Origin of the sequence: Rhizobium ruizarguesonis (assembly GCF_017357285.1) — a bacterium.
Taxonomy (GTDB): Bacteria; Pseudomonadota; Alphaproteobacteria; order Rhizobiales; family Rhizobiaceae; genus Rhizobium; species Rhizobium ruizarguesonis.
In genome coordinates this window covers 362,456-387,022 of sequence record NZ_CP071680.1, presented here as the reverse complement: position 1 = coordinate 387,022, position 24,567 = coordinate 362,456, and the positions used below count along the sequence as shown (strand labels likewise).

At 60.4% G+C, this 24,567-nt stretch carries 23 protein-coding genes and 2 pseudogenes; 8 read left to right on the top strand and 17 right to left on the bottom strand.

Translation table 11 applies throughout. The annotated features are described in order from the left end of the window. The first annotated feature begins 115 nt into the window (after nucleotides 1–115). The 3 genes and pseudogenes from J3P73_RS29870 to J3P73_RS29860 all read left to right on the top strand — a co-directional run. Complete coding sequence (locus tag J3P73_RS29870) at nucleotides 116–1,027, top strand: LysR family transcriptional regulator (RefSeq protein WP_130683184.1); 912 nt, start codon at nucleotides 116–118, stop codon at nucleotides 1,025–1,027. A gap of 354 nt (nucleotides 1,028–1,381) precedes the next feature. Continuing rightward, nucleotides 1,382–2,440 (top strand): zinc-binding dehydrogenase, encoded by a 1,059-nt coding sequence (locus tag J3P73_RS29865; protein ID WP_245483863.1) that lies wholly within the window; start codon nucleotides 1,382–1,384, stop codon nucleotides 2,438–2,440. Nucleotides 2,441–2,604: 164 nt separating this feature from the next. Next, nucleotides 2,605–3,342, top strand: a pseudogene (locus tag J3P73_RS29860) (CoA-transferase subunit beta); the annotation flags it as partial. A gap of 251 nt (nucleotides 3,343–3,593) precedes the next feature. Here the strand turns inward: J3P73_RS29860 and J3P73_RS29855 are convergent. From J3P73_RS29855 to J3P73_RS38095, 14 genes are all read right to left on the bottom strand, one after another. Next, nucleotides 3,594–4,610: an ABC transporter permease gene (locus J3P73_RS29855; protein WP_130663465.1), complete on the bottom strand. Its 1,017-nt coding sequence runs from the start codon at nucleotides 4,608–4,610 to the stop codon at nucleotides 3,594–3,596. Beyond that, the gene (locus J3P73_RS29850) at nucleotides 4,607–6,136 is read right to left on the bottom strand and encodes a sugar ABC transporter ATP-binding protein (RefSeq protein ID WP_130663464.1); all 1,530 of its coding nucleotides are present in this window, start codon (nucleotides 6,134–6,136) and stop codon (nucleotides 4,607–4,609) included. Before J3P73_RS29850 ends, J3P73_RS29855 begins: the two co-directional genes overlap by 4 nt. Nucleotides 6,137–6,165: 29 nt before the next feature. After that, the gene (locus tag J3P73_RS29845; protein WP_075225868.1) at nucleotides 6,166–7,176 is read right to left on the bottom strand and encodes a sugar ABC transporter substrate-binding protein; all 1,011 of its coding nucleotides are present in this window, start codon (nucleotides 7,174–7,176) and stop codon (nucleotides 6,166–6,168) included. Between the two features lie 458 nt (nucleotides 7,177–7,634). Then, nucleotides 7,635–8,357 (bottom strand): SDR family NAD(P)-dependent oxidoreductase, encoded by a 723-nt coding sequence (locus J3P73_RS29840; protein WP_130663463.1) that lies wholly within the window; start codon nucleotides 8,355–8,357, stop codon nucleotides 7,635–7,637. Nucleotides 8,358–8,455: 98 nt separating this feature from the next. Beyond that, complete coding sequence (locus J3P73_RS29835) at nucleotides 8,456–9,328, bottom strand: sugar phosphate isomerase/epimerase family protein (RefSeq protein WP_130655451.1); 873 nt, start codon at nucleotides 9,326–9,328, stop codon at nucleotides 8,456–8,458. 14 nt (nucleotides 9,329–9,342) lie between these two features. Then, nucleotides 9,343–10,227 carry a sugar phosphate isomerase/epimerase family protein gene (locus J3P73_RS29830; RefSeq protein WP_075225864.1) on the bottom strand — a complete coding sequence of 295 codons (885 nt, stop codon included), beginning with the start codon at nucleotides 10,225–10,227 and terminating at the stop codon, nucleotides 9,343–9,345. A gap of 123 nt (nucleotides 10,228–10,350) precedes the next feature. Beyond that, nucleotides 10,351–11,148 (bottom strand): SDR family NAD(P)-dependent oxidoreductase, encoded by a 798-nt coding sequence (locus J3P73_RS29825; protein WP_130764229.1) that lies wholly within the window; start codon nucleotides 11,146–11,148, stop codon nucleotides 10,351–10,353. Between the two features lie 40 nt (nucleotides 11,149–11,188). Further along, complete coding sequence (locus tag J3P73_RS29820; RefSeq protein WP_163884394.1) at nucleotides 11,189–11,980, bottom strand: SDR family NAD(P)-dependent oxidoreductase; 792 nt, start codon at nucleotides 11,978–11,980, stop codon at nucleotides 11,189–11,191. A 2-nt stretch (nucleotides 11,981–11,982) separates the two neighbouring features. Beyond that, entirely contained in the window at nucleotides 11,983–12,897 is a 915-nt protein-coding gene (locus J3P73_RS29815; protein ID WP_207580038.1) for an intradiol ring-cleavage dioxygenase, read from the bottom strand. A gap of 42 nt (nucleotides 12,898–12,939) precedes the next feature. Next, nucleotides 12,940–14,001, bottom strand: coding sequence for a maleylacetate reductase (locus J3P73_RS29810; protein ID WP_207580037.1), 1,062 nt, complete (start codon nucleotides 13,999–14,001; stop codon nucleotides 12,940–12,942). A gap of 48 nt (nucleotides 14,002–14,049) precedes the next feature. Further along, nucleotides 14,050–14,334 (bottom strand): YciI family protein, encoded by a 285-nt coding sequence (locus tag J3P73_RS29805; RefSeq protein ID WP_075225858.1) that lies wholly within the window; start codon nucleotides 14,332–14,334, stop codon nucleotides 14,050–14,052. 120 nt (nucleotides 14,335–14,454) lie between these two features. Further along, on the bottom strand, nucleotides 14,455–15,078 hold the full coding sequence (locus tag J3P73_RS29800) for an ATP-binding cassette domain-containing protein (protein ID WP_130699130.1): 624 nt from the start codon (nucleotides 15,076–15,078) through the stop codon (nucleotides 14,455–14,457). Nucleotides 15,079–15,099: 21 nt separating this feature from the next. After that, nucleotides 15,100–15,432, bottom strand: coding sequence for a Dabb family protein (locus J3P73_RS29795; protein WP_130688813.1), 333 nt, complete (start codon nucleotides 15,430–15,432; stop codon nucleotides 15,100–15,102). Nucleotides 15,433–16,468: 1,036 nt separating this feature from the next. After that, the gene (locus J3P73_RS38095; RefSeq protein ID WP_130688812.1) at nucleotides 16,469–18,292 is read right to left on the bottom strand and encodes a HAMP domain-containing methyl-accepting chemotaxis protein; all 1,824 of its coding nucleotides are present in this window, start codon (nucleotides 18,290–18,292) and stop codon (nucleotides 16,469–16,471) included. 740 nt (nucleotides 18,293–19,032) lie between these two features. Between J3P73_RS38095 and J3P73_RS29785 the strand changes: the two are divergent. Further along, a pseudogene (locus tag J3P73_RS29785) lies at nucleotides 19,033–19,236 on the top strand (LysR substrate-binding domain-containing protein); the annotation flags it as partial. 20 nt (nucleotides 19,237–19,256) lie between these two features. Here J3P73_RS29785 and J3P73_RS29780 read toward each other — a convergent pair. The 3 genes from J3P73_RS29780 to J3P73_RS29770 all read right to left on the bottom strand — a co-directional run bounded on the left by J3P73_RS29780 (nucleotide 19,257) and on the right by J3P73_RS29770 (nucleotide 22,730). Beyond that, nucleotides 19,257–20,147 (bottom strand): LysR substrate-binding domain-containing protein, encoded by an 891-nt coding sequence (locus J3P73_RS29780; protein WP_075225853.1) that lies wholly within the window; start codon nucleotides 20,145–20,147, stop codon nucleotides 19,257–19,259. A 210-nt stretch (nucleotides 20,148–20,357) separates the two neighbouring features. Next, nucleotides 20,358–21,173: an endonuclease/exonuclease/phosphatase family protein gene (locus J3P73_RS29775; RefSeq protein WP_130683164.1), complete on the bottom strand. Its 816-nt coding sequence runs from the start codon at nucleotides 21,171–21,173 to the stop codon at nucleotides 20,358–20,360. Between the two features lie 93 nt (nucleotides 21,174–21,266). Further along, nucleotides 21,267–22,730, bottom strand: a complete 1,464-nt coding sequence (locus J3P73_RS29770; RefSeq protein ID WP_024319966.1) for a phospholipase D-like domain-containing protein — start codon at nucleotides 22,728–22,730, stop codon at nucleotides 21,267–21,269. A 214-nt stretch (nucleotides 22,731–22,944) separates the two neighbouring features. On the opposite strand from J3P73_RS29770, the gene J3P73_RS29765 reads away from it, so the two are divergent. From J3P73_RS29765 to J3P73_RS29750, 4 genes are all read left to right on the top strand, one after another. Beyond that, entirely contained in the window at nucleotides 22,945–23,586 is a 642-nt protein-coding gene (locus J3P73_RS29765; RefSeq protein ID WP_130699131.1) for a UdgX family uracil-DNA binding protein, read from the top strand. Between the two features lie 142 nt (nucleotides 23,587–23,728). Next, nucleotides 23,729–23,983, top strand: coding sequence for a DUF2934 domain-containing protein (locus tag J3P73_RS29760; RefSeq protein ID WP_024319964.1), 255 nt, complete (start codon nucleotides 23,729–23,731; stop codon nucleotides 23,981–23,983). A gap of 139 nt (nucleotides 23,984–24,122) precedes the next feature. Then, on the top strand, nucleotides 24,123–24,293 hold the full coding sequence (locus J3P73_RS29755) for a hypothetical protein (protein ID WP_018071067.1): 171 nt from the start codon (nucleotides 24,123–24,125) through the stop codon (nucleotides 24,291–24,293). A gap of 9 nt (nucleotides 24,294–24,302) precedes the next feature. Further along, on the top strand, nucleotides 24,303–24,476 hold the full coding sequence (locus J3P73_RS29750) for a hypothetical protein (RefSeq protein ID WP_018071066.1): 174 nt from the start codon (nucleotides 24,303–24,305) through the stop codon (nucleotides 24,474–24,476). The last annotated feature ends 91 nt before the right edge of the window (nucleotides 24,477–24,567 follow it).

The window sequence follows — 24,567 nt, the reverse complement described above, 5'->3', positions numbered from 1 at the left end:
GGCGCGAAAGCGATTGTCGATGTTCGGGTTTGCTTGCGCGTGCGCTGTAGAATAATGTAACCCTCAGGGAACAGAAGGCTTCATATCTCTCCAGTGTGTGGAACACAGGTTTACAATGACTCAGGTCGACCAGTTGAACGGAGTCATCGCATTCGTGCATTCCGCTGAAGCTCTCAGCTTCACGGCAGCCGCCGCCAAACTGGGCATCACGAAGTCCGCAGTCGGCAAAAGCGTCACGAAACTGGAAGAGCGACTCGGGATCAAGCTTCTCCATCGAAGCACCAGGAGCTTGAGCCTCACTCCGGACGGAGAGGCCTATTTCGCGAGCCTTCGACATGCGCTTGGCGAGATCGAGGCGGCGGAGACCACCTTGCTGTCGAAAAGCCAAGCCATATCCGGAAGGTTGAGGATCGACGCCCCCGCAGCGTTCGGTCGCCAGATTCTCATGCCCTTACTGCTGGACTTTTCGCGACGCTACTCGGGCTTGACGCTGTCGCTCTCGTTCACCGACAAGATCGTCGATCCCGTCGAAGAGGGTGTCGATCTCACGGTTCGGTTCGGCGAAACACGCGACTGCACCGGACTGATTTCGAAGAAGCTCACCGAGCAGCCATCCGTTGTGGTCGCCGCGCCATCGTACCTGGAAACACGAGGAACCCCTCAGAGCGTGGCGGACCTCCAGCGTCACGACTGCATTTGCGGATTTGGGCGAGACAACTCCGCGAGCTGGCGCATCAAGGACTCCAACGGTGCCCCGATCCGCTACTTGCCACCCGTGTCGCACCAGTTCGGAGACGGAGAGGCTATCGTAGCGGCGACGTTGGCGGGTTTGGGGATGTGCCAGATGCCTCGTTCGCTCGTGAGAGCTCACCTAGAGACAGGCGCGTTGGTCTCGGTCCTCGATGAGATCGCAGATGTCCCAGTGTCTGTCTATGCCGTCTGGCCCGTAACCCGACACCTGCTGCCACGCGTCAGGACGGTCGTGGACTTCCTCGCGGAAAAGGGGCGGCAGGGAGAACTCGACTAGACATTGCCCCCTATATCGACAAGGTTTCCGTGATCCAACCAGTTGGCTGAAAATGGACAAGACGGATAGTCCGCCGCAAGCCGCCTTAGCGCGTCGATTTTCGCGGCGAGCGGGAAAGTGTTTTCCGCTTTGATCCCTTTTTGCCGCCTGCGGCAAAGCTATTATCTCACCCAACGCCGGAGTGGGAGCCGGAGGGAGGTTCGACCAGGTAGGTCATCTGCCTTTTTCGCGAATGAACGATCTCCCCAGGATTAAAGCCCGACGTCGCTGTCCTTCTGCAAAGGACGGCCGAGGAACGTCACGATCGCGAAGCCATGCGGCTGTCGCAATCGACAGGAGATCGCTTTGAAGGCAGTGCGCTATTACGGAAGGCATGACGTCCGCGTCGAGGACGCGCCGGAGCCCCAGACACCGCAGCACGGTCAGGTCATCGTCGAGCCGACATTCTGCGGCATCTGCGGCACCGACCTGCATGAATATGAGTCCGGCCCAATCTTCACGCCAAGAACGCCGAATGCCTATAGCGGGGCAATCCTGCCCCAAATCCTGGGGCATGAGTTCGCGGGACGTGTGACCTCGGTCGGCCCTGGCGTCGAGACGCTGAAGCCTGGAGACCGCGTGTCGATCCAGCCGCAGATCGGCCCAAGAGCAGACTATTTCGGCAGCCGCAATCTCTCCTTCCTGGGGCCAAGGGCCTCAGTCGTCGGCCTTAATTGGCCATGGGGCGGCATGGCGAAGCGCGCCATCGTCCACGAATACAATGCGATCCGCATGCCCGACGACGTGACCGACCAGCAAGGTGCGCTTGTCGAACCCGCAGCGGTCGCGGTGCATGCCGTTGATCGGTCAGGTTTGAAGCCTGGTGGCACGCTCCTTATCACGGGCGCAGGCCCGATCGGGGCGCTGGTGGTTCTCGCCGCTATTGCCGCAGGTGTCACCCGGATTTTTGTGAGCGAGCCGAACACCAACCGTCGGGCGCGTATCGCGGCGCTCTCGAACGATGTCACAATCCTCGATCCTGGTTCCTCGGACTTCCTGTCCACGATCAAGGACGGCACCGAAGAGGGTGTCGGGGTTGACGCCGCCATCGAATGCGCAGGCCATCCCCGCGCGCTGCACGCCTGCCTCCAGGCGGTGCGCGCACAGGGCACCGTCGTCCAGGTGGGCTTGATGGGCGGCCCCGCCGAGATCAGCCCGTTCGACCTGACGATGCGAGACATCACGCTGCGGGGCTCGCTGAACTACCCGCTGACCATCTGGCCTAGAATCTTCGAGATGATGAGGACAGGACTTTATCCGGCCGAGAAGATCGTCGACGCCGAAATCGCGATGGAAGACGTCGTGCAAAAGGGCTTCCGCGAACTCCTCGATCCAAGCGGCGGAAAGATGAAGATACTGGTGTCGATGGAATGAAACTGAGCCGATCGCAAGCGCCACTGCGGTATAGCGCTGGCAACCCTGCTTTGGGGATCGCGCAATCAAGGGCGAAGTCCTGTCGGCGACGCGCGAAGACTTCGAACGACGCGTCGCACATCTGAGGTCCGCCAAATGTACGGGCCATTCACTCAAACGAGACCATGACCGTCACGGCCGCCAGGGCGCGGTCCAATTCCGACGTCTGCTTCGTCGGGACCGGAGCGCCTTCCGCGGCATGCAACGTCGCCCGGCTGACCCACGCTCCCGACATCACGCCCATTTATGAATCCGGTACGATCCGGGACGGCTCCCACCGTTCTGCCTCTCTCCATCGGCGACGGCGACCTTTGCGAGACGTCGGTGACGACGGTCTCGGTCCCTGAGATGTTTCGCTATTGGCTTCAGGGCGGCCGCGTCACGATTGGCTTCCTCGGTGCGGCGCAGTTCGATAAGTTCGGCAACATCAACACGACCGTCATCGGCGGCTACGAAAAACCGAAGACCCGGCTGCCCGGCGGCGGAGCGCCCGAGATCGCAAGGTCGTGCGGCGAAATCTACATCACCATGGCTCAGTCGACCCGCGGCGTGGTCGATAAAATCGACTTCGTTACCTTCTTCGGACACCCGCGAAGGTGGCGATCACCGCGAACGCCTCGGCATCGCGACCAAAGGATCCACGCTGCTGATTAAAGACCTAGCGATCTGGAGGCCCGACCTGGTGACCAAGGAATTCACCGTCATGTCGCTTCATCCCGGTGTGACCAGAGAGAATGTGCAGGAGACTTGCGGTGGAAGGTCAGTTCGCGGAGAACCTGGATGTCACGCCGGCTCCAAGCGAACTGGAGTTGAAGACCCTGCGCGATCTCAAAGCCAGAACCAACGCTGCCCACAAGGGCGAGTCCAGCATCGCTGCAGCACCGCTACCTACCACAGCACAGCGACGAGAGCTGAGCAGTCGCTGCGCCATCGAAGAAGTTGAAGGCGTGACGACGCTGATCATCCGATAGCTGCTGCAGCGTGTATTGGGACCGTCGACCTCGTCTCGCGATAATTGAAGGGGACGGTCACATCTTCCGACCAGCGGAGGGTGTGAAATAGAACGGCGGCCAACCGGCCGCCATTTCAAGCTTGAATGAGCCAGCGGAGTTATTCAGTTGCCTTTATCCGCCCCACTAATTTTACTGATGTATAGAGCGATCAGGATGATGCCGCCTGTTGTCGCGTTGATCCAATAGGCGGGTACTTGGGAGAGAACCAAAACATCCTGAATGAGGACAAGCAGCAGCACACCGCCACACGCACCAGCGATCGTGCCTCGCCCTCCGTTGAGACTGACTCCACCGAGGACCGCGGCCGCAAATGCGTTGAAGATCAGGTTTTGCCCGAGCGAAGAAGGAATGGACGCGATCCGGCCCGCCTGCAGCAACCCCGCCAGCGCAGCAAGGATGCCCGCAACGATGAAGACTCCCATCAAGACACGCTCCACCGGGATGCCGGCGACCCGAGCTGCTTGCTGGTTTCCACCGACGGCATAAAGCATTCTTCCAACCCGGTGCCGCGACAGGAGGACCGTAAGAACGGCGAGCAAGGTCAACGCAAGCAGGAAGGAGACAGGCACACCCAGGAACGTGGAGTCTCCTGGGAATGTGAGGAGCACAGGCAGATCGGAGAGTGTCTCGCCGCGAGTCAATCCGAGGCTGATGCCGCGCAGGAGGATCAGCGTCGCCAAGGTTGCGATGAAGGCGTTGAACCGAAGATAGATCACCAGCAATCCATTGAACGCGCCAATAAGGGCACCCACAGCGAAGATCACCAGGAGCGCCAGAAGCGGCGAATTCGCAAGATTGAGGCCCGAGCCACCTGCTTCGAGGAGGCAGTACACACCCACCATCGGCGCAAGGCCGAAGGTCGACTCGAGTGACAAGTCGAACTTGCCGGCGATCAGAACCAGGGTAAGTCCCATCGTGAGCACGCCGAGTTCGCTGGCCTGCTGCACTACGCCGTAAAAGTTGTCGTACGAGAGGAACGCGTTGTTGAGAAGCGTGCCTACGATCATGACGACAACCAGAACCGGCACGATCGCCCATTCAGGTTGGAACAGGTCGCTGAGGAGCCGGCGGGAACGGAGGTCCGTTCCGGTGACGCCTGTTGTTTGAGTGTGGGTCATTTTTCCTCCCGAGATATGTGAAAGCCTTCCATGGCGGACACGAGCTCTTCCTCGTTCATGCCGCTTTTCTCGACGACTTTCTTGCCGCGAACCCAGACCTGTACTCGGTCGCAGAACGCGAGTTCTTCTGGCTCGTCACTGACGAGAATGACTGCAAGTCCTCGACGTCGTCGTTGCTCAACGATGTCGAGAATGGTTGCCTTTGACGCGATGTCGACGCCCGCGGTCGGGTGCAGGAGAATTAGTACGCTGGGGTTCGTGCTCAATGCGGACCCCAGAAGTACCTTCTGCTGATTGCCGCCACTCAGCTCACCGACATTTTGTCTGACGGAATGACAGACAACGCCGAGCTCGGACCGATTGTCCTCCGCGAACTTCCGACGCGCCTTGCCGTTCAAAAGTACGCGGTTGGTGAATGCCTTCAGGCTCGGCAGGGTCATATTGTCTTCGATCGACATTTCGCCGACCAGGCCCGTCTTTATCCGGTCCTCCGGTAGGAGTGCGACCCCATTTTTCACCGCCGTTGGCGGTTTCCAGGGCTTCGGAATTTCCCTTCCGTTCAATTTGATCGCACCGGACCATTTTGAATAGTGGCCAGCGAGGGCAAGCGCGATTTGACGGGTACCTGACCCCGAGTGTCCGGCGAAACCCACGACCTCGCCCGCCCGCAACGCGAGACCGAGAGGGTCCTCGCATGCATCAAGCCGCAGGTTCGCTTCGAGTACCACCGGCGTGCTCGTGGGCAAGGCTGGGCGGCACACTTTCTCACTGGAGGTGAGCGCTTTGCCCGCCCCCTCGTCGCCCACCATCGCGGAAACGATTTCGGCTGTCGTGAGTTTGCTCGCGTTGCCATGCAATACGTCGCGCCCGTTTCGCAGCACGGTGACCGCGTCGCAAACCTTCGGGACCTCGTCGAGGTGGTGTGAGATGAAAAGGAAGGTGATCCCCTTGGCGCGCAGTTCGTTCACCCGCTCGATCAGATGGTCGATCTCGCTGGAAATCAGCTGCGCGGTCGGCTCGTCCAGGATGACGAACCTTGAGCCCTGGCTAAGGGCGCGGGCGATTTCCACCATCTGGGCCTCTCCAACCCCCAATTCGCGGACCGGAGTGGTAGGCAGGATCGGAATATCCCAGCTTTCGAGCGCGGCCGCCGCTTGGCGGTTGAGGCCGCGCCACGAGATCATCTGTTTGCCCTGATACCGTCCGAGATAGAGATTCTCGGCCACGGTCAAATCCGGCACGAGAGTTCGGTGCTGGTAGACGCACGCCACCGCCTCGCGCCAAGCGTTTCGATCGTTCAACGCGGGGGGAGCGGCACCATTCAGGAGAAAGGACCCTGAATCGATCGCTCGCAACCCGGTCAGGATTGATACCAGGGTAGATTTGCCAGCACCGTTCCGACCGATCAGGGCGTGAGATTCCCCCTTTTTTATCGATATGGAAAGCCCGTTCAGAGCAACGGTCCCTCCGAAACGCTTTACGGCGCTGTCGATTGCGACAAGTTGTTCCGACGGGCTTTCCAGCATAATTCAGCACTCCAGGACAAATGTTGTGACTATTTGGCGTTGCCCCAGAGGCCCTTGTCGTCGACATTCTGCTTCGTCACGACGGGAGACTGCAGATTGTCCACGAAGTACTTACCGTCCTTGACCACGGTGCTGTCGTGATCGGTCGGACCTTCCTTCATCTCCTTGCCGTCCAGAGCGTCCTGGAGATACATGACGCCGTACTTGGCATAATCGGTGACCGGCTGCGAAACCGTCGCATCCAGATAGCCGTCGCGGATGGCTTTGAGAGCGCTCGCACCGCCGTCGATTGCGACGACTGCAATGTGACCAACCTCACCGACCTTTGCGAGGCGGCCACGAGACTTCAACGCGGCGGCAACCGGATCATAGTAGAGTGTGTCCGTCGCCAGATAGATGCCAGCGATTTCTGAATTGCCGCTCATCACCGTCGAGGCGACATTGGCGGCCTGCGGGCCATCCCAGTTGGCCGTCTGCTCGATCACCGTTGCGGTCGAGATTTTCTTGAAGGCCTCGTCGAAACCATTCTTGCGGTCTCGGCCGTTGGTCGTTGTCAGTCCGCCAGTGATGTTGAGAACCGTCGCGTTCTTGTCGACCATCGCGGCCGCGAGTGCTTCCGCGGCACGCGCGCCCATGGCAAGATTGTCGGCCCGCACCACTGCGTAGACGTCACCGGCCGCTGGCTTGTCGTCGACTATGACGACGGGAACATTCTTGCTTTTCGCGTAGTCCAGAGCGGGCTTGATAGCGGCACGATCGACCACGCCGGCCAGGATGACGTTGGAACCTGCGTTAATCAGATTACGGAAGTCAGTGACCTGCTGGCTTGCGTCGCGGTTGGCGTTGGTCGTCTGAACCACATCCCCGCCGGACGACTTGGCCTGTTCGGTCGCCGCGTTCACCAATACCGTGAAAAACGGTGTATTGAGTGTCGGCATCGAGAGACCAAGCTTCATCGTTTCGGCGTAGCTGGCGCTTCCGATCATAACGGCAGAAATGGAAATGCTGGTGGCGAAAGCTAGTCTAAGGGTATTGAACATATTTTCCTCCTCTTCCCTCGGCCATGGTTATGCTAGTGTCGCGAAGTGGGATAAAGACGCGCTTGGGGGAAACAGTTTTGCGTTCCGTGGGAAAAAGGCGTCCGCCGTACGGTCGTTCTGGTGCGCCACGCGAAACGGCTAAGTGGGCAGCCACAAATCAAGAGCATTCGAAGCCGATCGCGCGTAAATGCTCAGGTCTCAGCTCGTATTTCATGCTTACAAATCAAGGACCCGAGATGTCATCGCGGCCCACTTGGGCGCGTTCGGCAAATTCATCGAGCGTGGTTCTTGGTGAACCACGCCTACCGATAGAAGCGCGGGGAAGAAATGGAAACTCGCCGCGAATGCAAGAGCCCGCATCGACACCTTGGGGACCATGAAGTCTTGCAGCTGCCACCGTAGTAGATCGTTGGTTCGATCTGGCTGTTCACCATTTCCGTGACCTCGGGTTCGCGAAACTACTGAGCGAGATAGCCGCCGTCGACGACCAGCTCGCTTCCTGTGACGAACGAGGAGTCGTCGCTCGCCAGGAACAGGCAGCATTGAGCCACTTCTTCTGGCGTTCCCATGCGACCCATCGGCGTGTTGCTGATGATGCCGTTGTTCATCTCCTCGGACTGGGCCGTGACCAGCGGAGTGCGGATGAGCCCGGGATGGACGGAATTCACGCGAACGTTGTCTGGCGCATAGGACACCGCGGCGTTCTTGGTCATGTTGCGGACGCCGCCCTTCGCGGCGTTGTAGGCGGCAGCACCGGGAACACCCACATTCCCCCAGATCGAGGAGAAATTGACGATCGACCCCGAGCGGGCCTTGCGCATCGCGGGCAGCACGGCCTGCATGCCCAGGAACGATCCGGTCAGGTTGACGCCGATTACCTTGTTCCAATCAGCAAGGCTAGTGTCGAGTATCTGCCCATAGTTGAAGACGATTCCCGCGTTGTTCACGAGAACGTCGATCCGGCCATGAGCCTGGAGTGTGAAGTCGACGACGGCCTTCCAATTGGCTTCGTCGGAGACATCCAGGTCTTGGTTCATGATGCCTGCGAGAGCCACTGGCTGCTGCTTGACGTCTCCAGCGATAACCTGCGCGCCTTCCGCCGCGAACAGCTCGGCGACGGCGCGCCCGATGCCTTGAGCCGCGCCGGTGACGATTGCCACCTTGCCTTGAAGCCTACCCATATTCTTCCTCCTCGGTGATGTGTCGTTTGAGCGCCCGACTGCTATGTCTGGTCGGCGGGGGAAACGTCGGGCCGGCGGCAGGGACATCCTGCCGCCGGCTACAATGGTTCATGCCTGGCGAGTTCTTGGAGAAGGGCTTCGAAACCCGGCATCAGGCGCGACATGATCTCGTCGCCTTCGAGCTTGTCGAGCGCGTCGGAGAAGATTTCGGGGCCTACGCTTTCGATATGCCCGGCGTCCTTGAGGATTTTGAGAATTTCAAGGTTGGGGATTTCTCCCTGACCGATCGGCACCCGGTAGGAGAGGCAGTCCCGCTTCATCGAGCGCCCCGGCGGGCAGACAAGGGGACCATCGGCGATCTGTACGGTGTCAAACGTTCCGACCGGGATTTCCTTGAGAAGCGCATCGTTGCGGCCGCCGCGGACATAGTGCCAGGTGTCGAAGATGATCCCGCTGTTTTTCCGGCCGGCGTCCCTGACGATCGTCCAGACTTCGTCCACGGTCTTCAGGCCCCAGAGCGGCATTGCCTCGATAAGGCACTTGAGTCCGTTCTCGGCGGCGCGGTCGCACAGCGCCGCGTAGTGGCCAGTGAGCTCGTCGAGGGTGTAACGACCCTCCGGAAAGCTGCCGATCAGGTGGATGCGGTCGACCTGCAAGGCCTCGGCGATCCGGAAGAAGTCGTCCGGCGTCGTTTCGAGGTAGGGCTTGATGTCGGGGTCTTCGCCAGGGGTCAGGCCGTCGGGGACCCAGCTCGTGAGCGGGTCAAGGTAGCTCAGCCGGACGTCGTTGTCGGCGGCGATCGAACGGATGTCCTTGTCCGACAGCCCGCCCGCGCGCGTGTTCTTGTAATCCATCGGAGAAGTGCTAAGCCAACCGAAGCCATTCTTTGCCGCAAGCTCCACGCGCTGCCGATAAGGGACGCTGCGGACCTGGGACAACCATAGCATCCGCTTTTCGGTGGGGTATTTCATCTTGTCTTCCTTCTTTACTTAAACTGGGCCATGGTGGTTTCGAAGGAACGCTTGGCCTGTTCGGCCAGCGGAAGCTTCCGGTAGGTCTCGCTGATGATCTCGACGCCCCACGGGCCTTCGTAACCGGCGTTCTTGACGGCTTGGATGAACTCCTTGGGTTTCAGCACACCTTCGCCGGGCAGGCGGCGATGGTAGATGGTGTCTTCCCAAAGGAGGCCCTTCACGTCGGCGTCGGCGTCGTCCAGCTCGATCGACCCGATGAACCTGGACGGGATCTTCTCGATGTCCTTGTAGGGGATGCCGCCGCGCGCCATGTGCCAGATGTCGATGAGCAAGCCGCCATTGGGCTGATCCGCCCCTTCCACGATCGCGCGCGCCACTTCCAGCGTCCTGACGTTGGAGAACGGCATGATCTCCATGACCACCCTGACGCCGTATTCGGCCGCATCGCGGCACACTCCGGCGAATGCCTCGCGCATGCGGTCGACGTCGGGCGTCATTTCCGCTTCGGTCGGCGCGTAGAGATCGCTTCCGAGGCCGGGAGCAATCTTGAGATTTCGGACTCCGAGACGCTGCGCCACCTCAAGCATCTCCGTCCGCATGACGTCCGACTTCGCCCGGCGCTCGCCGTCGAGATACCAGCCGGAGAGGAACTCGTACTCGAGGTATTTGATGTCGTTGTCGTCGACGATCCGCTTCATTTCCTTGAGACCGATCTGGGCGGCCGTCGCCTGAACGTCTGCGTGGATCAGGCCCATGCCCTTGTAGCCGACCTTGGCGGCCGCCTCGACGCGATCCTTGAAGGGGATCGGACTGATTTCGGTCGGACCGAACGGATAGACGTCGCCTCCGAGAGTGAAGAACGCCGCCAGCAACTCGATGCCGTTTTTCCCAGTCATTGCCATACTCCAGCGGCCACGCGCCGCATGCGTTTGAATTGTCTTTTTATATACTGGAGCGCCGGCGCGATAAATTGCGCGCTGGAGATCAACATTGTATCCTATAGATATACAATGATGGGGTCAGATCGATCGGATGCTGCCGCCGTCCACGCCCCAAACAGCCGACGTGACGAAACTGGCAAGGTCGGACGCAAGGAAGACCACCACGTTGGCGACCTCTTCGGGCGTCCCGAGACGTTCGAGGGGAAGCTGCCGCAGCTTCATCTCGTGCTCGACAGCCGCCTGCGGCTCCATCTTGTGGAACGCGCCCATCGTCTCGGCGAAGCCGCCAGGCTTGGTCCAGAACGGGGTCCAGATGGGTCCCGGAGCGACCGCGTTGACCCGCACCGCCTTGCCCTCGGCGCGCGCGAGGCCCTTTGTGAGGGCGAGCACGGCGGCCTTCGACGCCGAGTAGTCGATCGGCACGGGCTCGGGCTGACGGGCGAGATCGGAACCGTTGTTGACGATTACACCCTTCCGCTCGCGGAGGATCGGAAGCAGCTTCCGCGTAGCCCGGACATAGCTCATGAAATTGAGGGAGAAGGTTTTCTCCCATTCCTCGTCGGTCAGCTGGTCGAAGGTGCGGATCGCGCCTGAGCCGACATTGTTCACCAGCACGTCTACCGCGCCGCCCGTCGCCTTGAGCAACTCGTCCAGGCCCGCCGATACGCCGGCCCCCGTGGACAGGTCCGCTTTCGCGGTGTGGGCCATGCCGCCCGCTGCGGCGACTTCGACCTTGACCTCGGCCAAGGCCTTCTCGTCGATGTCTACGAGGCCCAACGTTGCGCCTTCCCGTGCGAACGCCACCGCGGTCGCACGACCGATGCCGTTGGCGGCACCTGTGATGAAAACAATTTTACCCTTCAGTCCAGTTTCCATTTCTCTAGTCCCTTGGATCGTTTCAAATATGGCGGGCGCGTCAGATCGAAGCGCCTTCCTCCCCAGTTCGGAAATCAAAGCTGGTGGTCAGTCCCCCGTCGGCGACGAGGTCCGCGCCTAGAACCGCCGTCGAGCCACTCGACAAAAGGAACATCGCGGCCTGGGCGACTTCGCGCGCCTCCAGGATGCGGCCGCCGGGCTGGCGCGCTGATCGCGTCGCCAGGAACCTGTCGCTGTCCGTGGCGGATTCGAGGTGACGCTTGAAGAGGCCGGCCAACATGGGTCCGGGGCTGAGAACATTGACGCGGACGCCACTTCGGGAGTGGTCGAGCGCGACCGTGCGGGCCAACTGCCGCACCGCTGCTTTCGTGGCGTTGTAGATGCCAAGCTGCTGTTCTGCCAAAGTGGCGTTGACGCTGGCCACAGCCACAATCGCCCCAACATGGGCCTCGATCATCAGCGGCAGCAGGGATTTGATCGCCAGGGCAGTGCCCACGACGTTCACGTTGAGCGCCCGGGAGATGATCGCAGGCGTGGCGTCCAAGATCGTGCCGACGTCTAGGATGGCTGCCGACGTCACGAGACCGATGCGTTTCGCGTCCGAAGACCTCAGACGGGCGACGACCTTGTCCCAGGTCGCCTCGCCGGCGACATCTCCCGCGACATGGTGATACCCCGCAAGAGCGGCGAGATCGTCCTGAGCAGCCGAGAGATCGACTCCGACGGTCGCCACACCCGCTTCGACGAGCAGACTGCAAAGTTCATGCCCGAGGCCGGACGATGCCCCTGTTACCACGACGGTGTCGGGAAGCTCGAAGGTGAGTTGCGGCATCGTCATTTCTCCTTGGCGGCGGCATTTTTGGCGGCGAGCACGAAGTCCCAGTCGACCGACCAGAACGGGCCTCCAAAGCCGAGTTCGTACGCCCGTGCGGGATCGGTCACCTTCTCGAAGTCCGCGATCAGCGAGTCCTTCACGCCGAAAACCGCGTCCTCGGCCAAGTACTGGCAACTCGGCTCGAAGATGTGGGTGATGACCGGGTCATAGCCCGGCGCGCTCACGATGAAGTGGATATGCGCGGCTCGGTTGGGATGTCTGCCCAGGTGACCCAGCAGTTTGCCCACCGGACCGTCGTCGGGGATTGGGTAGTAGCGGGGTTTGACCGCCCGGTACCAGTAAGAGCCGTCGTTTTCCGTGGTGAATACGCCGCGGAGGTTCCAGTCGGGTTGCACGTCCTTTTGCTGCACGTCATAGAAGCCGTCGTCATTGGTTTGCCAGACGTCGACGAGAGCGCCGGCGATCGGCTTGCCATCGGTGTCGACGACATGTCCGCACACGACCATCGGCTCGCCCTTGCCGTCCAGGCAGATGTTGGTCCCGTTGGCGTAGCGCGGAGCCGCTGGAACATAGAACGGCCCGAGGATCGTGTTCTCCGTCGCACCGTTGGGGCGGCGATGGTTGATGGAGTCGACCAGCATCGAGACGCCGAGGGTGTCGGAAAGCAGGATGAACTCCTGACGCCAATCCGAGCACATCTGCCCGACCTCGGTGAGGAATTTGATCCCCTGGAGCCATTCCTCGTGCGTGGGCTCGATCTCCTTGATCGCCGCGTGGAGGTGCTTCACCAGAACGGACATGACCTCGCGCAGGCGTGGATCGACGGCCGGCCCCATTCTCGCGTTGACGACGTCGACCGAAGTCTCTTCCTCGAAATAGGGATACTTGGGCTTCGACCTTTCGGTTTTGCTCATCTCAGACAATTTTCTATCCTCCTCGGCCCGAATTGCTCGCTATCAAATGGCCGGAGCCTCGCCCGCATAGGCGCGGGCGATGAGCGCGCGGATGCCGTCGCGCTCCAATGGTTGGGGGTTCCAGTACGGGTTGGCCAGTGCGCGCTCGGTCGCCACCTCGACACCGTGTTCTGGCATGCCGATCTCTCTCAGAGACCTCGGCGCGCCGATCCGTCCCGCGAGTTCGAAAAGCGCCGCAGCGGGGTCGTGGTGGCCAAGTACGTCCCGGAGTTTTTCGATCACCTCGGGGATAGCGGGCGCGGTGTAGGCGAGCGCGTGCGGCAGGACGACGGTGTGGGTCTCCGCATGTGGCAAATCGAACGAGCCGCCCAGCGTGTGGCAGAGCTTATGATGGAGAGCCATGCCGACCGAACCCAAACAGATGCCGGAGAGCCACGCGCCATAGAGCGCGTCGGCCCGCGCGTCGCGATCGGCTGGATCGTCGTGGATAAGCGGCAGCGACCGTGCCAAGGCCCGGATCGCCTCCAGCGCCATCAGTGACACCACCGGATTCCGCTCCTTCGCGTAGAGCGCCTCGACCGCATGGGCGATGGCGTTCATGCCGCTGGTGCCCGACATGCCGACGGGAAGGGTGAGGGTGAGGTCCACATCGTAGATGACGACCTCCGGAAGAATCTTCGGGCTGCTCTGCGTGACCTTCTGCCCGTCCTTGGTCTCGCCAAGGATCGGGGTCATTTCCGATCCGGCATAAGTGGTCGGGGCGACGATCTGAGGCAGATCGGTCCGCAGCGCGATCGCCTTGGCCAACCCTGTGGTCGATCCGCCACCGACTGCGATCAGGCCGTCGACGTTCTTGTCGGCCACGACCCTCATCGCGTCCTCGGTTACGTCGACGGGTGTGTGCATGGTCGCTCGGGAATAGACACCGACCGAACGCGCGCCAAGAAGCGCGGAAAGATTCTCCGCATCCTCGGCCTGCGGCGGCGTCGCCAGTACCAAGACCCGCTTCAGCCCGAGACGATCGACTTCCGCGGGAAGCTGGGCCAACGTTCCTGACCCGAAAATCACTCTGGCCGACTGGCCGTTATAGACGAAAGACTGCATGTCGGCTCCTCGAATTCCGGCCTCGATCGGACCGGACTTCCTGCGTTCCTAGCGATTGTCGACGCGCTTCAAGAACGGGTTGATGTCCACTTGCCGCCAGACATTGGCGTGGGCGAACGGGTCGTCGTTGTTGAACGCGATCACGTCGTCGATCTTGTCGGCCTCGAAGACGAAGAGCGAGCCGATCATGGTCTCGCCGTCATCGGCGACAAGCGGTCCTGAGATTATGGTCTTCACCGCGCCCGCGAAGAGATACGCCTTGTGGGCGTCGTAGTTCGCCAGGCGGCGTGGCAGGCCATCCGCATGGTCAAGGCAATGAACCGCAAAAAGCATGGACTTTTCCTTTCATCGTCATCGCTCTCCCTCAAAGGTCAGCTCGGAGGGAGTGATAGCGGCTCGGACGCCGCCACCGAGTCTGCGTCGATCACTTCCCGTTGGCCGGGTAGCAATCCTTCACGTTGTCCTTCGTAATGATCTCATGCGGCAGGAAGCGGGTCTTCTCCACCGTCTTGCCGTCGAGGACGTCAGCGACGGCCTGGGCAGCGTAGGCGCCATCGTCGATCGGCGACTGGAGCACGCTCGCATACTGCCCCCCCGTGCGATCTCGATCAGCTGTTGCTCAGCGAGACCAAGCTCGCGAGCTGGCTGATCGAGATCGACGTGGGAGAGCCCGATGTCGTCAAGCTGACGACGAATGGCAGCGCGGTAACGGCCCCGGAAAAGGAACTCGCCGATAGATTGGTCGCCGAGGAGAACGTTGTCGAGCACCGAGAGGTCCGGAATGATCGATAGCTCTTGATGGACGATCGAGATCAGCCGAGGGTCGGTTCGGCCCTTGAATGCGGCGCCGTCGACTGTGATTTCTCCCTCCGTCGGGGCGACAAGACCACCGAGGATCTTGACCAAAGTCGATTTGCCGGCTCCGTTTTCCCCGCACAGCCCGTGGATTTCGCCCGGCATCAGGTCGAAGTCGACACCCTTCAGAGCGACGACGCCGCGGTAGGTCTTGCGGAGTCCTCGGACGTTCAGGACGGGCGACGACATGAGGTCTTGGGACTGCGTGATCGTCGTGGTCATAGGTTCCTCCTCCGTCACGCCTCAGTCGGCGCTTGCATGCGCGCTGGCGCTCTTAATCGGGGAATAGTCGACTTGGTGTCGGGCGATCCGGACGTCCTTCAGGGAATCCCTGACCCGCAAGTGCGCGGGATGAGTGGCGTAGCCCTCAAGGGACGCTTCGTCCGTGAACTCGGAATAGAGCACGACATCGCAGGCGTAATCGACCCGAGAGAAGTCGATGCCGACCTCAAGGAACAACAGTCCGGGAATTTCCCCGCGGAGGCTCTCGAACTTTGCCTTGAGGTCGAAGGCGGCGGCCTGCTTTTCCTCGTCGCTTTCCCCACGGACGTCCCACATGACGATATGCTTGATCATCGATCTACTTCTTTGATTTCTGAGTTTCGGACTGCCGGAGGACCGGCTCGGTTGAGGTCGGGAAACCGCGTCTCCCGACTCAGGGGCTCGACGTCCTGCTTAGGCAGGCTCAACAAGGCCGACACGGCAAAACAAATTGAAGCTCATGAAATCCTCCCAACGGCTGTTTCCTCCGCCGTGGGTCGAAACTTAACTTCTTGAACTTCGGGAAAAAGACCTCACAAAGGGAAACACTTTCGCGCTCTGCGCAAGAAACAGCTCGGCTAAAGGTGCTACGCTACGCAGCGCCGTTAAACCGACGCCGCTTATGTTCTGAGAGTGCAGGTGGGACGATCGGGCTATTTCTACGTCTACGGAAATCAGGGCTGGAACCAGCGAAAGCCTGGCCCTACCCACGACCTGCACACCGGCGGCCAACTGTTCAAATTTGCGGCACCCTCAGTGCCTACACGCGCGCGCGACCTTCGTCAGCCGGCCACTGCCGCGGGCGACCAACTTCCGAAGTCGTGCTGAGGCCCGCTCGCCCTGCTGGCGTTCGTACTCGCATTGGGGCGAGAACTTTCCGGCGCGTGGCCTGCCCGTCTGGGGACAGTTGGAAAACTGGGCGGACAATAGGTTAGCGCTCGACGTGCGGTCTCGCGTCAAGGGCACCTTCGCCGTGCTACCTTCGGATAACGATCAATCGCAACGGCCGGCCCCATGCCCCAGGAAGCTACGCCTGATCGCCCCGGAACGCGATCAAGGACGATCCCTGTTGCTTTCCCACGACGGCTTCAAGGTCACAACGGTCCCGCTGTCGACGATGATCCAGAGAGTCCGGACGATAGATAAGCGGATTTCTGCCTCAAATCCGCTTCCGCGCCGGGCTTCTCAAGCGGCTTGGCTGGACATCACGCGGGAAGCGCTACCCATCAATCGCCCATTTGTACGCCAGTTGACCGAGAATCGGCATCAGAACCCAGATCTGACGGACGCAACGGTGCGTTCACGGTGTTATAATCATCGAGTGAACTTCAGTCCGATCGATGACGGTGAACTACGCAGTCTTGCGGAAAGCATAGGTTTGGTGTCCCGTTGCGTCATCCACTTTGAATTGACCAATCAGCTCGCGTAGCGTGACGGTCTCGTTCGCTAGCGACGTGGAGGCGGCACTCGCCTCCTCGACCATTGCGGCATTCTGTTGGGTCGTCTGATCGAGGCTGTTAATCGCCGTGTTTATCTCCGCGAGACCCGTCGACTGCTCGCGCGACGATACTGCGATCGCTTCGACGTGTTGGTTCATTGTAACCACGAGTTCACCGATCTGCTTCAAGGCAGCGCCGGTTTTCGAGACCAACTCGACACCTGACGCCACCTCCCCGCTCGATGTTTGAATGAGCGCTTTGATTTCCTTCGCCGCCTTTGCTGAGCGTTGCGCCAGCTCGCGTACCTCCTGGGCAACGACTGCGAAACCCTTGCCAGCCTCGCCCGCGCGTGCAGCTTCAACACCTGCGTTCAACGCAAGGAGGTTCGTCTGAAAGGCGATTTCGTCAATGACACCGATAATGGTCGATATCTCGTTGGAAGATTGCTCGATGCGGCTCATCGCTTCGACTGCTTGGGTGACAATCTGACCGGACGTCGCTGCGCTGGCGTTGGCCTCAGCGGCAACCTTCCGGGCTTCTTCGGCGCGTCTGGAGGATGAGGCGACATTTGCTGTGATTTCATCCAGCGCGGCCGCCGTTTGTTCCAAAGCCGCCGCCTGCTGCTCCGTGCGTCTTGCGAGATCATTCGCACTGTTGGCGATCTCGTTCGATCCGCTGTCGATACCCACTGTCGAGCCGGCCACTTTGGCCAGTGTGCGACAGAGCTGGGCCACGGCACCGTTGAAGTCACTTCTTAGCGCCTCGAAATCAGCATCGAACGGCTCGCTGATCTGGATTGTGAGATCGCCATCAGCCAGCTTCTTTAGATTACCGGCCAATCCGCTCGTAGCCTTGGCCATCGCCGCCGCTCGCGCACGGTCAATTTCCTCACGTCTCTGGCGTTCACCTTCTGAAAGCGCGCGACTTACCTCGATTTCCTGATCCGCTTTGATCTTAGCCAATGCCGTCTGCCTGAAAACTTCGACCGCTCCGGCCATCGATCCGATTTCGTCCGTTCGGCTGACATAGGGTATGATTGCCGCTGTGTCTCCTGCAGCAAGCCCGGTCATCGAACCCGTAATCGCGTTGATTGGACGGGCGATCTGTGCGGCAACGTAGACAATCGCGCCAGCGACGATCGCCAAGACTGAGGCAATAAGACCCCAGGTGCTCCAGAGGATCGTACCATAGGTTAGCTCGCTGCTCTCGTATGAGGCATCCGAACCCTTCACGTTGATGTAAAGCAGCTCGCTAGCGTCTTTGTCTGCTTCTTGGATGATGGGCTCCATACCATTGTAGAAAATGACCTTCGCCGCATCGTTGTCGTTCTTACGAGATTTCTCGAGCATCGGCTCGGCTGCAGCCGCGTAGTCGGTTGCGCCTTTGGCGATCTGTTCCAGTAATTCTTTCTCGTGGGGCGATGATATCAACGCGTTATAGGCTTCGATCGATTTTGCCAGTTCCTCCCTCTGTACGGTAACCTGTTTTTCAGCGGCCGCGATCGCTTCGTCACTGATGGACATGATGTGATTGGCATATGCGAACTTCATCTTCTGAAGTTGGAGTTGAATATTCCTGACAACGGAAACGCTTGGCAGCCAATTCCTGGCGATGGCGGTAGTGTCCTCGTTTACCGCTCGCACGCTACTCAGCGAGAACAATGCGAAGCCGAGAAAAATGGACGCAAATGTCAGATTGATGACGATCAGGGAGGTTCGGACGGTAGGCCTGCGCATGTATTCACTCCTTGGAACGATGTCAGGCCAGGTCACAAACTTGGCTCTTGGTAAGCATTGTATGAATTTTAGGGATTTCTGTTTAATTAAACGTCAAGCCCGCAGTTAGTGTGCTTGACTTTGGCGCTCGCCAAAAAGCGGTATTAATGCTCGTTTCGAGCAATCTGCCGAAGGCAATTCGGCCAGCAAAGCTGGACGGATTATGCGCAGCTCGATTGACCCGAGCTGAGTATTCCTCGAGCCCGTCACCGGTGACCATAATCACCCACGGATCCTAATCGTGATTATGCACAGCTGCGCTAACCACGAATTTGACGCACGGCTTTATCAGGGCTTCGACGAGGCGAAATCGGAATTGATGACCGTCATCGCGTCCGAGTTACTGGCGGTAGCACCCGAAACCCTCAAGGAAAAAACACTCTGCCTTTCCCACCGGGCCAACAAATTTTGGATCATCGGGCTTGGTGAAGAGATCGGGATGGCTCGGTCGGCGTGCCGACCTTTAGTCTTCTGTCGCGGGCGCTCGGCTGTGTCCAGGACGCGTAGAACGGCAAGGCCGACGTTGACGACGCGAACGCGATCAAGGAAGGCGCGGGAGAAGCGCTTAAAAAAGCCAGTGACCTTTTCGAAAAGAAGGTGACGTGCCCACCTTAACTTAGGCGATTTTGAACTGGAATTTTCCGCTCTATGAAGCCCCGAGGTTTTGGAAGCGTAGATTGCGTTTGTTTTGAAGCACGCGGAGTGGCAAAGGGCTCGGCATCGCCTATGTCTCGGATCGCACCGCCCGGCCTTTTCTCGAAAGCGGCGCGCTCGTCACCGTGCTTGACGACTGGTGTCCCGCCATTCCGGGTCTCTGTCTCTATTATCCCGGCCACCGTCACGTGCCGCAAGGTTTGCGGGCCTTCATCACGGTGCTCACCGAAGTCGAGCGGCACAGACAATAGATCGCCCTCGCCCACCCCCTTCAGAATCCCCCGATCCGGGACCCGATCCAGCGGACGAAGAGCGAGGCAGATGGGCTGAGCCGTTCGAAACTGCGCGCAACGAGCCAGTAGGCGCCGTGAGGAATGGCAAGATCGAAGAGGCGAAGCAGCCGGCCTGCCTTGATCTCCTCCTCGGCGAAGATCTCGTCCATCAGCGCGACGCCCTGCCCGCGCAGGACCGCCTGCATCACCAGGCCGCCATCGGCATAGATCGGTCCCCGCGCTGTCTCCGGCTTGGCGACATCAGCCGTCTCGAACCATCTCGACCACACGTCCCGGTTTTCCTCGTGCAGCAGCGTATGGCGCAGAATGTCCTCCGGCCGCTTGATCGCCGGCCCCATCTTGAGCAAGGCAGGCGCTGCGACCGCTATCATCCTGACATCGGCGAGATTCTCGCTCTCGGTCCTCGGCCAGGCGGTGGCGACCGCGCTGTGGCGGATGGCGATTTCGGCCTGACCACTGCGGAACTCGGCGAGGCGTGGATCGGAGTCGATCGTCACCTCGATCTCGGGATGCCGCTCGCGAAACTCCGGCAGGCGGGGAACGAGCCAACATGCCGCGAAGGAAGGTTCCGCACTGATTGTGACCGCGGCAGCCGTCGACCGGCCGCGGATCTCCTCCAGGCATTCATCGATCTGGTCGAAGGATAATGTCAGGATCGCCTGCAGCCTGGCCCCGGAAGCGGTGAGACGGACGCTGCGATGGCGGCGCTCGAAGAGCGCTTCGCCCAGCGACGTCTCCAGCTCGCGGATCTGCCGGCTGACCGCTGCCTGCGAGATGAACAGCTCCTGCGCCGCCAGCGTGAAGCTTTCGAGGCGGCCGGCGACCTCGAAACTCCGCAAAGCCGTCAGTGGCAGGCGCCCGCGTTTCATCCATAACCTCAAGTCATTCGAGGCCGACGATAAACTCGTTTGAAGGCGCCAGGCAAGAGGCGGCATATGATCGCGAAGGAGAGATATCAATGCGCAAGCGGATATTCGAGATCATATTGAACGTCATCCGGCTGGTAACGTTTCAGCCATGCCTGAGTGAAAGCGCCGGGCGAAGTGACAAAGGCGACGGCACCCACTGTCGCCATGACATCAGCCAGGCACCGGTTCCAGATCGACAAGCGCCTTGATCGGCAGGTGGTCGGAGGCGATGCGCGCCAGTGGCGTGTCATGCGCTTCCACCTCCGAAATGATCCCCTTGCGGTTGGCGATGATCCGGTCGAGGGCCAGAAGCGGCAGGCCGGCGGGGAAACTCGGGACAGCGGGCGGCAGCGGTCCGAAGGCGGATTGGAACGTGTTGAGCGAAGACCGGTCGCCGAGCCGCCATTCGTTGAGGTCGCCAAGCAGGATGGTCGGCATCTCGAGCCTGTCGTTGATCAGTTCGACGAGCGTGCGCGCCTGCTGGGCTCTGCTATGGCGCAGCAATCCGAAATGCGCGGCGATGATGCGCAGCACCCCGCCCTGCTCGAGCTCGATTTCGGCAACCAGCGCCCCGCGCGGCTCCAGCCCCGGCAGCTTGACCTGATGCACGTCATGCACCAGCCCCTTCTTGAAGAGCACGACATTGCCGTGCCAGCCATGCGCCTTCGCCATGCCGGCAATCGGCACCGGGATCAGTCCCGTCTCCCGCTCCAGCCGGCCGAGATCGAGAATGCCGGTGCGTTCGCCGAAGCGGGTGTCGGCCTCCTGCAGCGCGATCACGTCGGCGCCGATTTCATGGATCACCCGGCTGGTGCGTTCCGGATCGAAGCGGCGGTCGGTGCCGATGCACTTGTGCACGTTGTAGGAGGCGATCAGCGTTCCCGCACTGCGCGGCCTTGCCTCTGTATAGGCTGCATCGAGCCGTTTTTTCCTGCTCCGGATCGAGGCAAGAATGCTGGCGGGAAGGCTGTCTTTTCTGGCGTGCATCGGCAGGCGCACTTGTTCCGTTGATCGAAGAGGCTTGTCTCAGCAGTATAGGCAGGCAAGCCGGACTTGCCACGTCCGATCACAAAAAATCCTTCAGAGATAAGGCGACCCAAGCCATAGCACCTTTTCGATCAACCGCACTGCGAAGGGTCGCGCCTGCAGCCCCTCAAGCGTCACCGGCACTGCCGTTTTCAGGGTTTCCTCGATATGCTCGTCGATCTCGGCGGCAAAGCCCTCGTTCAGCACTTCGAGATCAACCTCGAAATTCAGCCGCAGCGAACGCGGGTCGAGATTGGAAGAGCCGACATAGGCCCAGGTGCCGTCGATCGTCAGCAGCTTCGAATGGCTGAAACTGCCGGTGGAGCGCCAGATGCGGCAGTAATTCTTGAGGATCTGATCGAATTGCGCCGTCATCGCCCGGTCGACCAACACGAGGTTGTTGACCGCAGGCACGACGATATCGACTTCGACGCCGCGCCGCGCTGCCGTCACCAGGGCGCTGATGAGTTCGCGGTCCGGCAGGAAATAGGGCGACATGATGCGGATCGATTGGCGCGCCACGGAAAAGGCGCCCATCAGCATCTTATGGTTGGTCTCGACGCTGCGGTCCGGGCCGGAGGCGACAACACGCATCAGGATGGGATCACCGGGGCTGCGCTCTGGCGGTTCGATGCGCCAGGGCTCGTCGTTCAACAACTCCTGCGTCGAAAAGCGCCAGTCTTCGGCGGCGAGGTCGAAGAGGTCGGCAACGACAGGGCCGGTGACGCTGAAATGCGTGTCGTGGGCAAAGCTCTCGCCTGTCGCCTCCTCGCTGAAGCCCGCCCTGATGTTCATCCCGCCCGTCAGCGCAATTTTCCCGTCGACAATCAGGATCTTGCGGTGGGTGCGCAGATTGGCATAGGGCAGCCGCAAGCCCATGATGACATTGCCGTTGAAGACGGCGACCGTGACGCCGTTCTCCCTGAAATGGCCGAGAATGCTCGGCACCGAATAACGTGCCCCGACCGCGTCGATCAGCACCCGGACCTCCACACCACGCCTGACCGCCGCAATCAGCGCATCGGCAATGCGAAGGCCAACCGCATCGCGGTCGAAAATATAGGTTTCGAGCAGGATACTGCGCGTCGCCGCGTCGATGATCGATTTCATCGCCGCATAGGCCTCGTCGCCGGTCTCCAGCATGTCGATTGTATTGCCTGTCGTCATCGGATTGCGCGTCACCCGGTCGCCCAACGTCTGCAGCGCCGCAAAGCGGCGGCCGAACTGGCTGATCACCGTCTCGGCCTCGGCATCGAATGTCTCCAACTCGTCGAATTCGGCCGCCAGCAGCAGCGCGTCGCGGCGGACACTCAGCGATTTGCGTCGGATGCGGTTGATGCCGGCAATCGCATAGAGCAGCGCGCCAATGATCGGGGAGAGCATGATGACGCCGACCCAGCCGGTCGCGGCACGCACCTCTTCCTTGGTCATGGCGGCATGGATCGCCGCCGCGGCCCCCATGGCGATCGAAACGACAAAGAGGATATGCGGCCAGTAGGTCGACAGGAGATAGAACATCGCTGGCGAATATAGCCCCGAAACGGCGGCGTTCAATCGCGCCACCGCTCTCCCATGACGCGAAATTTTTCACCGTGACCATTTTGCCGGCTCGGGGACCGATCGCGAAAGGTTCCGGAATGGGCCCGCAGATTTCAAAAGCGCGCTGCCCATTCCCGACGGGAACAATGCCGGCACAGATCGATTGACCCCAAGAAGACTGAGGATCACCATCATGAACATAGCTGCAAATGTCGGCCCTGCCCTGGCGCTCGAAGTCGCCGATGCCGACAGCATTCCCGAACTCCGGCATCAGGCCGAAGGCTGTACCCGTTGTGACCTCTACAGAAATGCCACGCAAATCGTCTTCGGCGAAGGTTCTGTCAAAGCCGAGATCGTGCTTATCGGCGAGCAGCCGGGCGACCAGGAGGATCTGACCGGCAGGCCCTTTGTCGGCCCCGCCGGCCGGCTGCTCGATCACTGCCTCGATGAGGCCGGCCTCGACCGTCAGCGCTGCTTTGTCACCAATGCCGTCAAGCACTTCAAGTTCACGTCGCGCGGCAAACGGCGGCTGCATTCAAAACCGAATGCCGGCGAGATCAGGCGTTGCGCCTGGTGGCTCGGCGCCGAGCTCAACATCCTGCAGCCGAAACTCGTCGTGACGCTCGGCGCAAGCGCGCTTTATGCGTTGCTCGGGCCGAAGGCGAAGCTGATGCCAGAGCGCGGCCATATTCTGTATCCGGCAAACCGTCCGCCTATCCTGGTCACCATCCACCCCTCCTATCTCTTGCGCATCCGAGACAAAGAAGAGCAGCAACGGCAGCGCCGGGAGTTCGTATCAGATCTGCACAAGGCGGCGGCATTTCGGCCTTCATGAGTGCCGATTCTCAACCCTAATATGCTGCGATGCGAAATATTTCCGGTTGCGGCGCGATTTCGCTTGAAAGAGCCCCACTCCTCTGGAACCATCAAAGCAGTATCGCGTTCGAACGACGGCATCATGTGACTGGAGATCAGCGATGGCAGAAACTCGGGAAGAGTGGATCAAAAAACGTGCATACGCCCTCTGGGAAGAAGAGGGTTATCCGACGGGGCGAGATTCCATCCATTGGGAACAGGCACGGCACGAGCGCGAAACGCTCGAGGGCTCTGCTGCGTCTTCCGACGGCAAGGAAGTCAAGCCCAAGGCGAAACGCAGCGTCACGGGCAGCAAGACGAACGGCGTCGTGACACCGGCACCGAAGCGCACCGCGAGCCGTAAAACGGCGTCCTGAATACCGGAATACCGAGCACGTCGATTAAAAAGGGCGTCGTCGCGACGCCCTTCGCTCCTTCTTTGTCATATCTCTGAATTAGTTATGCTTTATGGAATTTCAGAGGTGGGGCTTCCATGCGGGGGTGAACAGAGGCCGGATGACGCTGCAAGCTTTGAGGCTTCCAAAAAAAATCGTACCTTCGCCCGATAACCGGGAACAAGAAGATACGATGACGGTTTATGGCGGAACAGGGGAAGTTGCCATGAACGCCGGTCATACCGAAATCCTCTTTTTAGCCAGCAACCGCGCCTCGATCGCGATCGTGTGAGGGATGGAGATGTCGCTCCTCATCATCGCCGCGCTGCTTTACCTCGGTCTCGCGCTCGGGTTCATCCTTGTCGTCGATAACCTCGTCGGACTGGTTTTTCGCGATCCGCGCGCGCCGGTGCAGTTGGTCTCCGTCTACATCGGCCGCGCCTTCGCCGCATCGCAAAAACTCTATCGAAAATAACCTCCTGGTGATCCTGGCAAACTGTTAAAAGTGTTCAACACCCGGCAGTTAAGGATATTTCGACCACGCCCTTTCCCTCCCATCGGAAGCC

Coding starts and splice junctions, on each gene's coding strand:
- J3P73_RS29870 (WP_130683184.1), top strand. CDS start 116: ATGACTCAGGTCGACCAGTTGAACGGAGTCATCGCATTCGTGCATTCC.
- J3P73_RS29855 (WP_130663465.1), bottom strand. CDS start 4,610: ATGACCCACACTCAAACAACAGGCGTCACCGGAACGGACCTCCGTTCC.
- J3P73_RS29850 (WP_130663464.1), bottom strand. CDS start 6,136: ATGCTGGAAAGCCCGTCGGAACAACTTGTCGCAATCGACAGCGCCGTA.
- J3P73_RS29845 (WP_075225868.1), bottom strand. CDS start 7,176: ATGTTCAATACCCTTAGACTAGCTTTCGCCACCAGCATTTCCATTTCT.
- J3P73_RS29840 (WP_130663463.1), bottom strand. CDS start 8,357: ATGGGTAGGCTTCAAGGCAAGGTGGCAATCGTCACCGGCGCGGCTCAA.
- J3P73_RS29835 (WP_130655451.1), bottom strand. CDS start 9,328: ATGAAATACCCCACCGAAAAGCGGATGCTATGGTTGTCCCAGGTCCGC.
- J3P73_RS29830 (WP_075225864.1), bottom strand. CDS start 10,227: ATGACTGGGAAAAACGGCATCGAGTTGCTGGCGGCGTTCTTCACTCTC.
- J3P73_RS29825 (WP_130764229.1), bottom strand. CDS start 11,148: ATGGAAACTGGACTGAAGGGTAAAATTGTTTTCATCACAGGTGCCGCC.
- J3P73_RS29820 (WP_163884394.1), bottom strand. CDS start 11,980: ATGCCGCAACTCACCTTCGAGCTTCCCGACACCGTCGTGGTAACAGGG.
- J3P73_RS29815 (WP_207580038.1), bottom strand. CDS start 12,897: ATGAGCAAAACCGAAAGGTCGAAGCCCAAGTATCCCTATTTCGAGGAA.
- J3P73_RS29810 (WP_207580037.1), bottom strand. CDS start 14,001: ATGCAGTCTTTCGTCTATAACGGCCAGTCGGCCAGAGTGATTTTCGGG.
- J3P73_RS29805 (WP_075225858.1), bottom strand. CDS start 14,334: ATGCTTTTTGCGGTTCATTGCCTTGACCATGCGGATGGCCTGCCACGC.
- J3P73_RS29800 (WP_130699130.1), bottom strand. CDS start 15,078: ATGACCACGACGATCACGCAGTCCCAAGACCTCATGTCGTCGCCCGTC.
- J3P73_RS29795 (WP_130688813.1), bottom strand. CDS start 15,432: ATGATCAAGCATATCGTCATGTGGGACGTCCGTGGGGAAAGCGACGAG.
- J3P73_RS38095 (WP_130688812.1), bottom strand. CDS start 18,292: ATGCGCAGGCCTACCGTCCGAACCTCCCTGATCGTCATCAATCTGACA.
- J3P73_RS29780 (WP_075225853.1), bottom strand. CDS start 20,147: ATGAAACGCGGGCGCCTGCCACTGACGGCTTTGCGGAGTTTCGAGGTC.
- J3P73_RS29775 (WP_130683164.1), bottom strand. CDS start 21,173: ATGCACGCCAGAAAAGACAGCCTTCCCGCCAGCATTCTTGCCTCGATC.
- J3P73_RS29770 (WP_024319966.1), bottom strand. CDS start 22,730: ATGTTCTATCTCCTGTCGACCTACTGGCCGCATATCCTCTTTGTCGTT.
- J3P73_RS29765 (WP_130699131.1), top strand. CDS start 22,945: ATGAACATAGCTGCAAATGTCGGCCCTGCCCTGGCGCTCGAAGTCGCC.
- J3P73_RS29760 (WP_024319964.1), top strand. CDS start 23,729: ATGGCAGAAACTCGGGAAGAGTGGATCAAAAAACGTGCATACGCCCTC.
- J3P73_RS29755 (WP_018071067.1), top strand. CDS start 24,123: ATGACGCTGCAAGCTTTGAGGCTTCCAAAAAAAATCGTACCTTCGCCC.
- J3P73_RS29750 (WP_018071066.1), top strand. CDS start 24,303: ATGTCGCTCCTCATCATCGCCGCGCTGCTTTACCTCGGTCTCGCGCTC.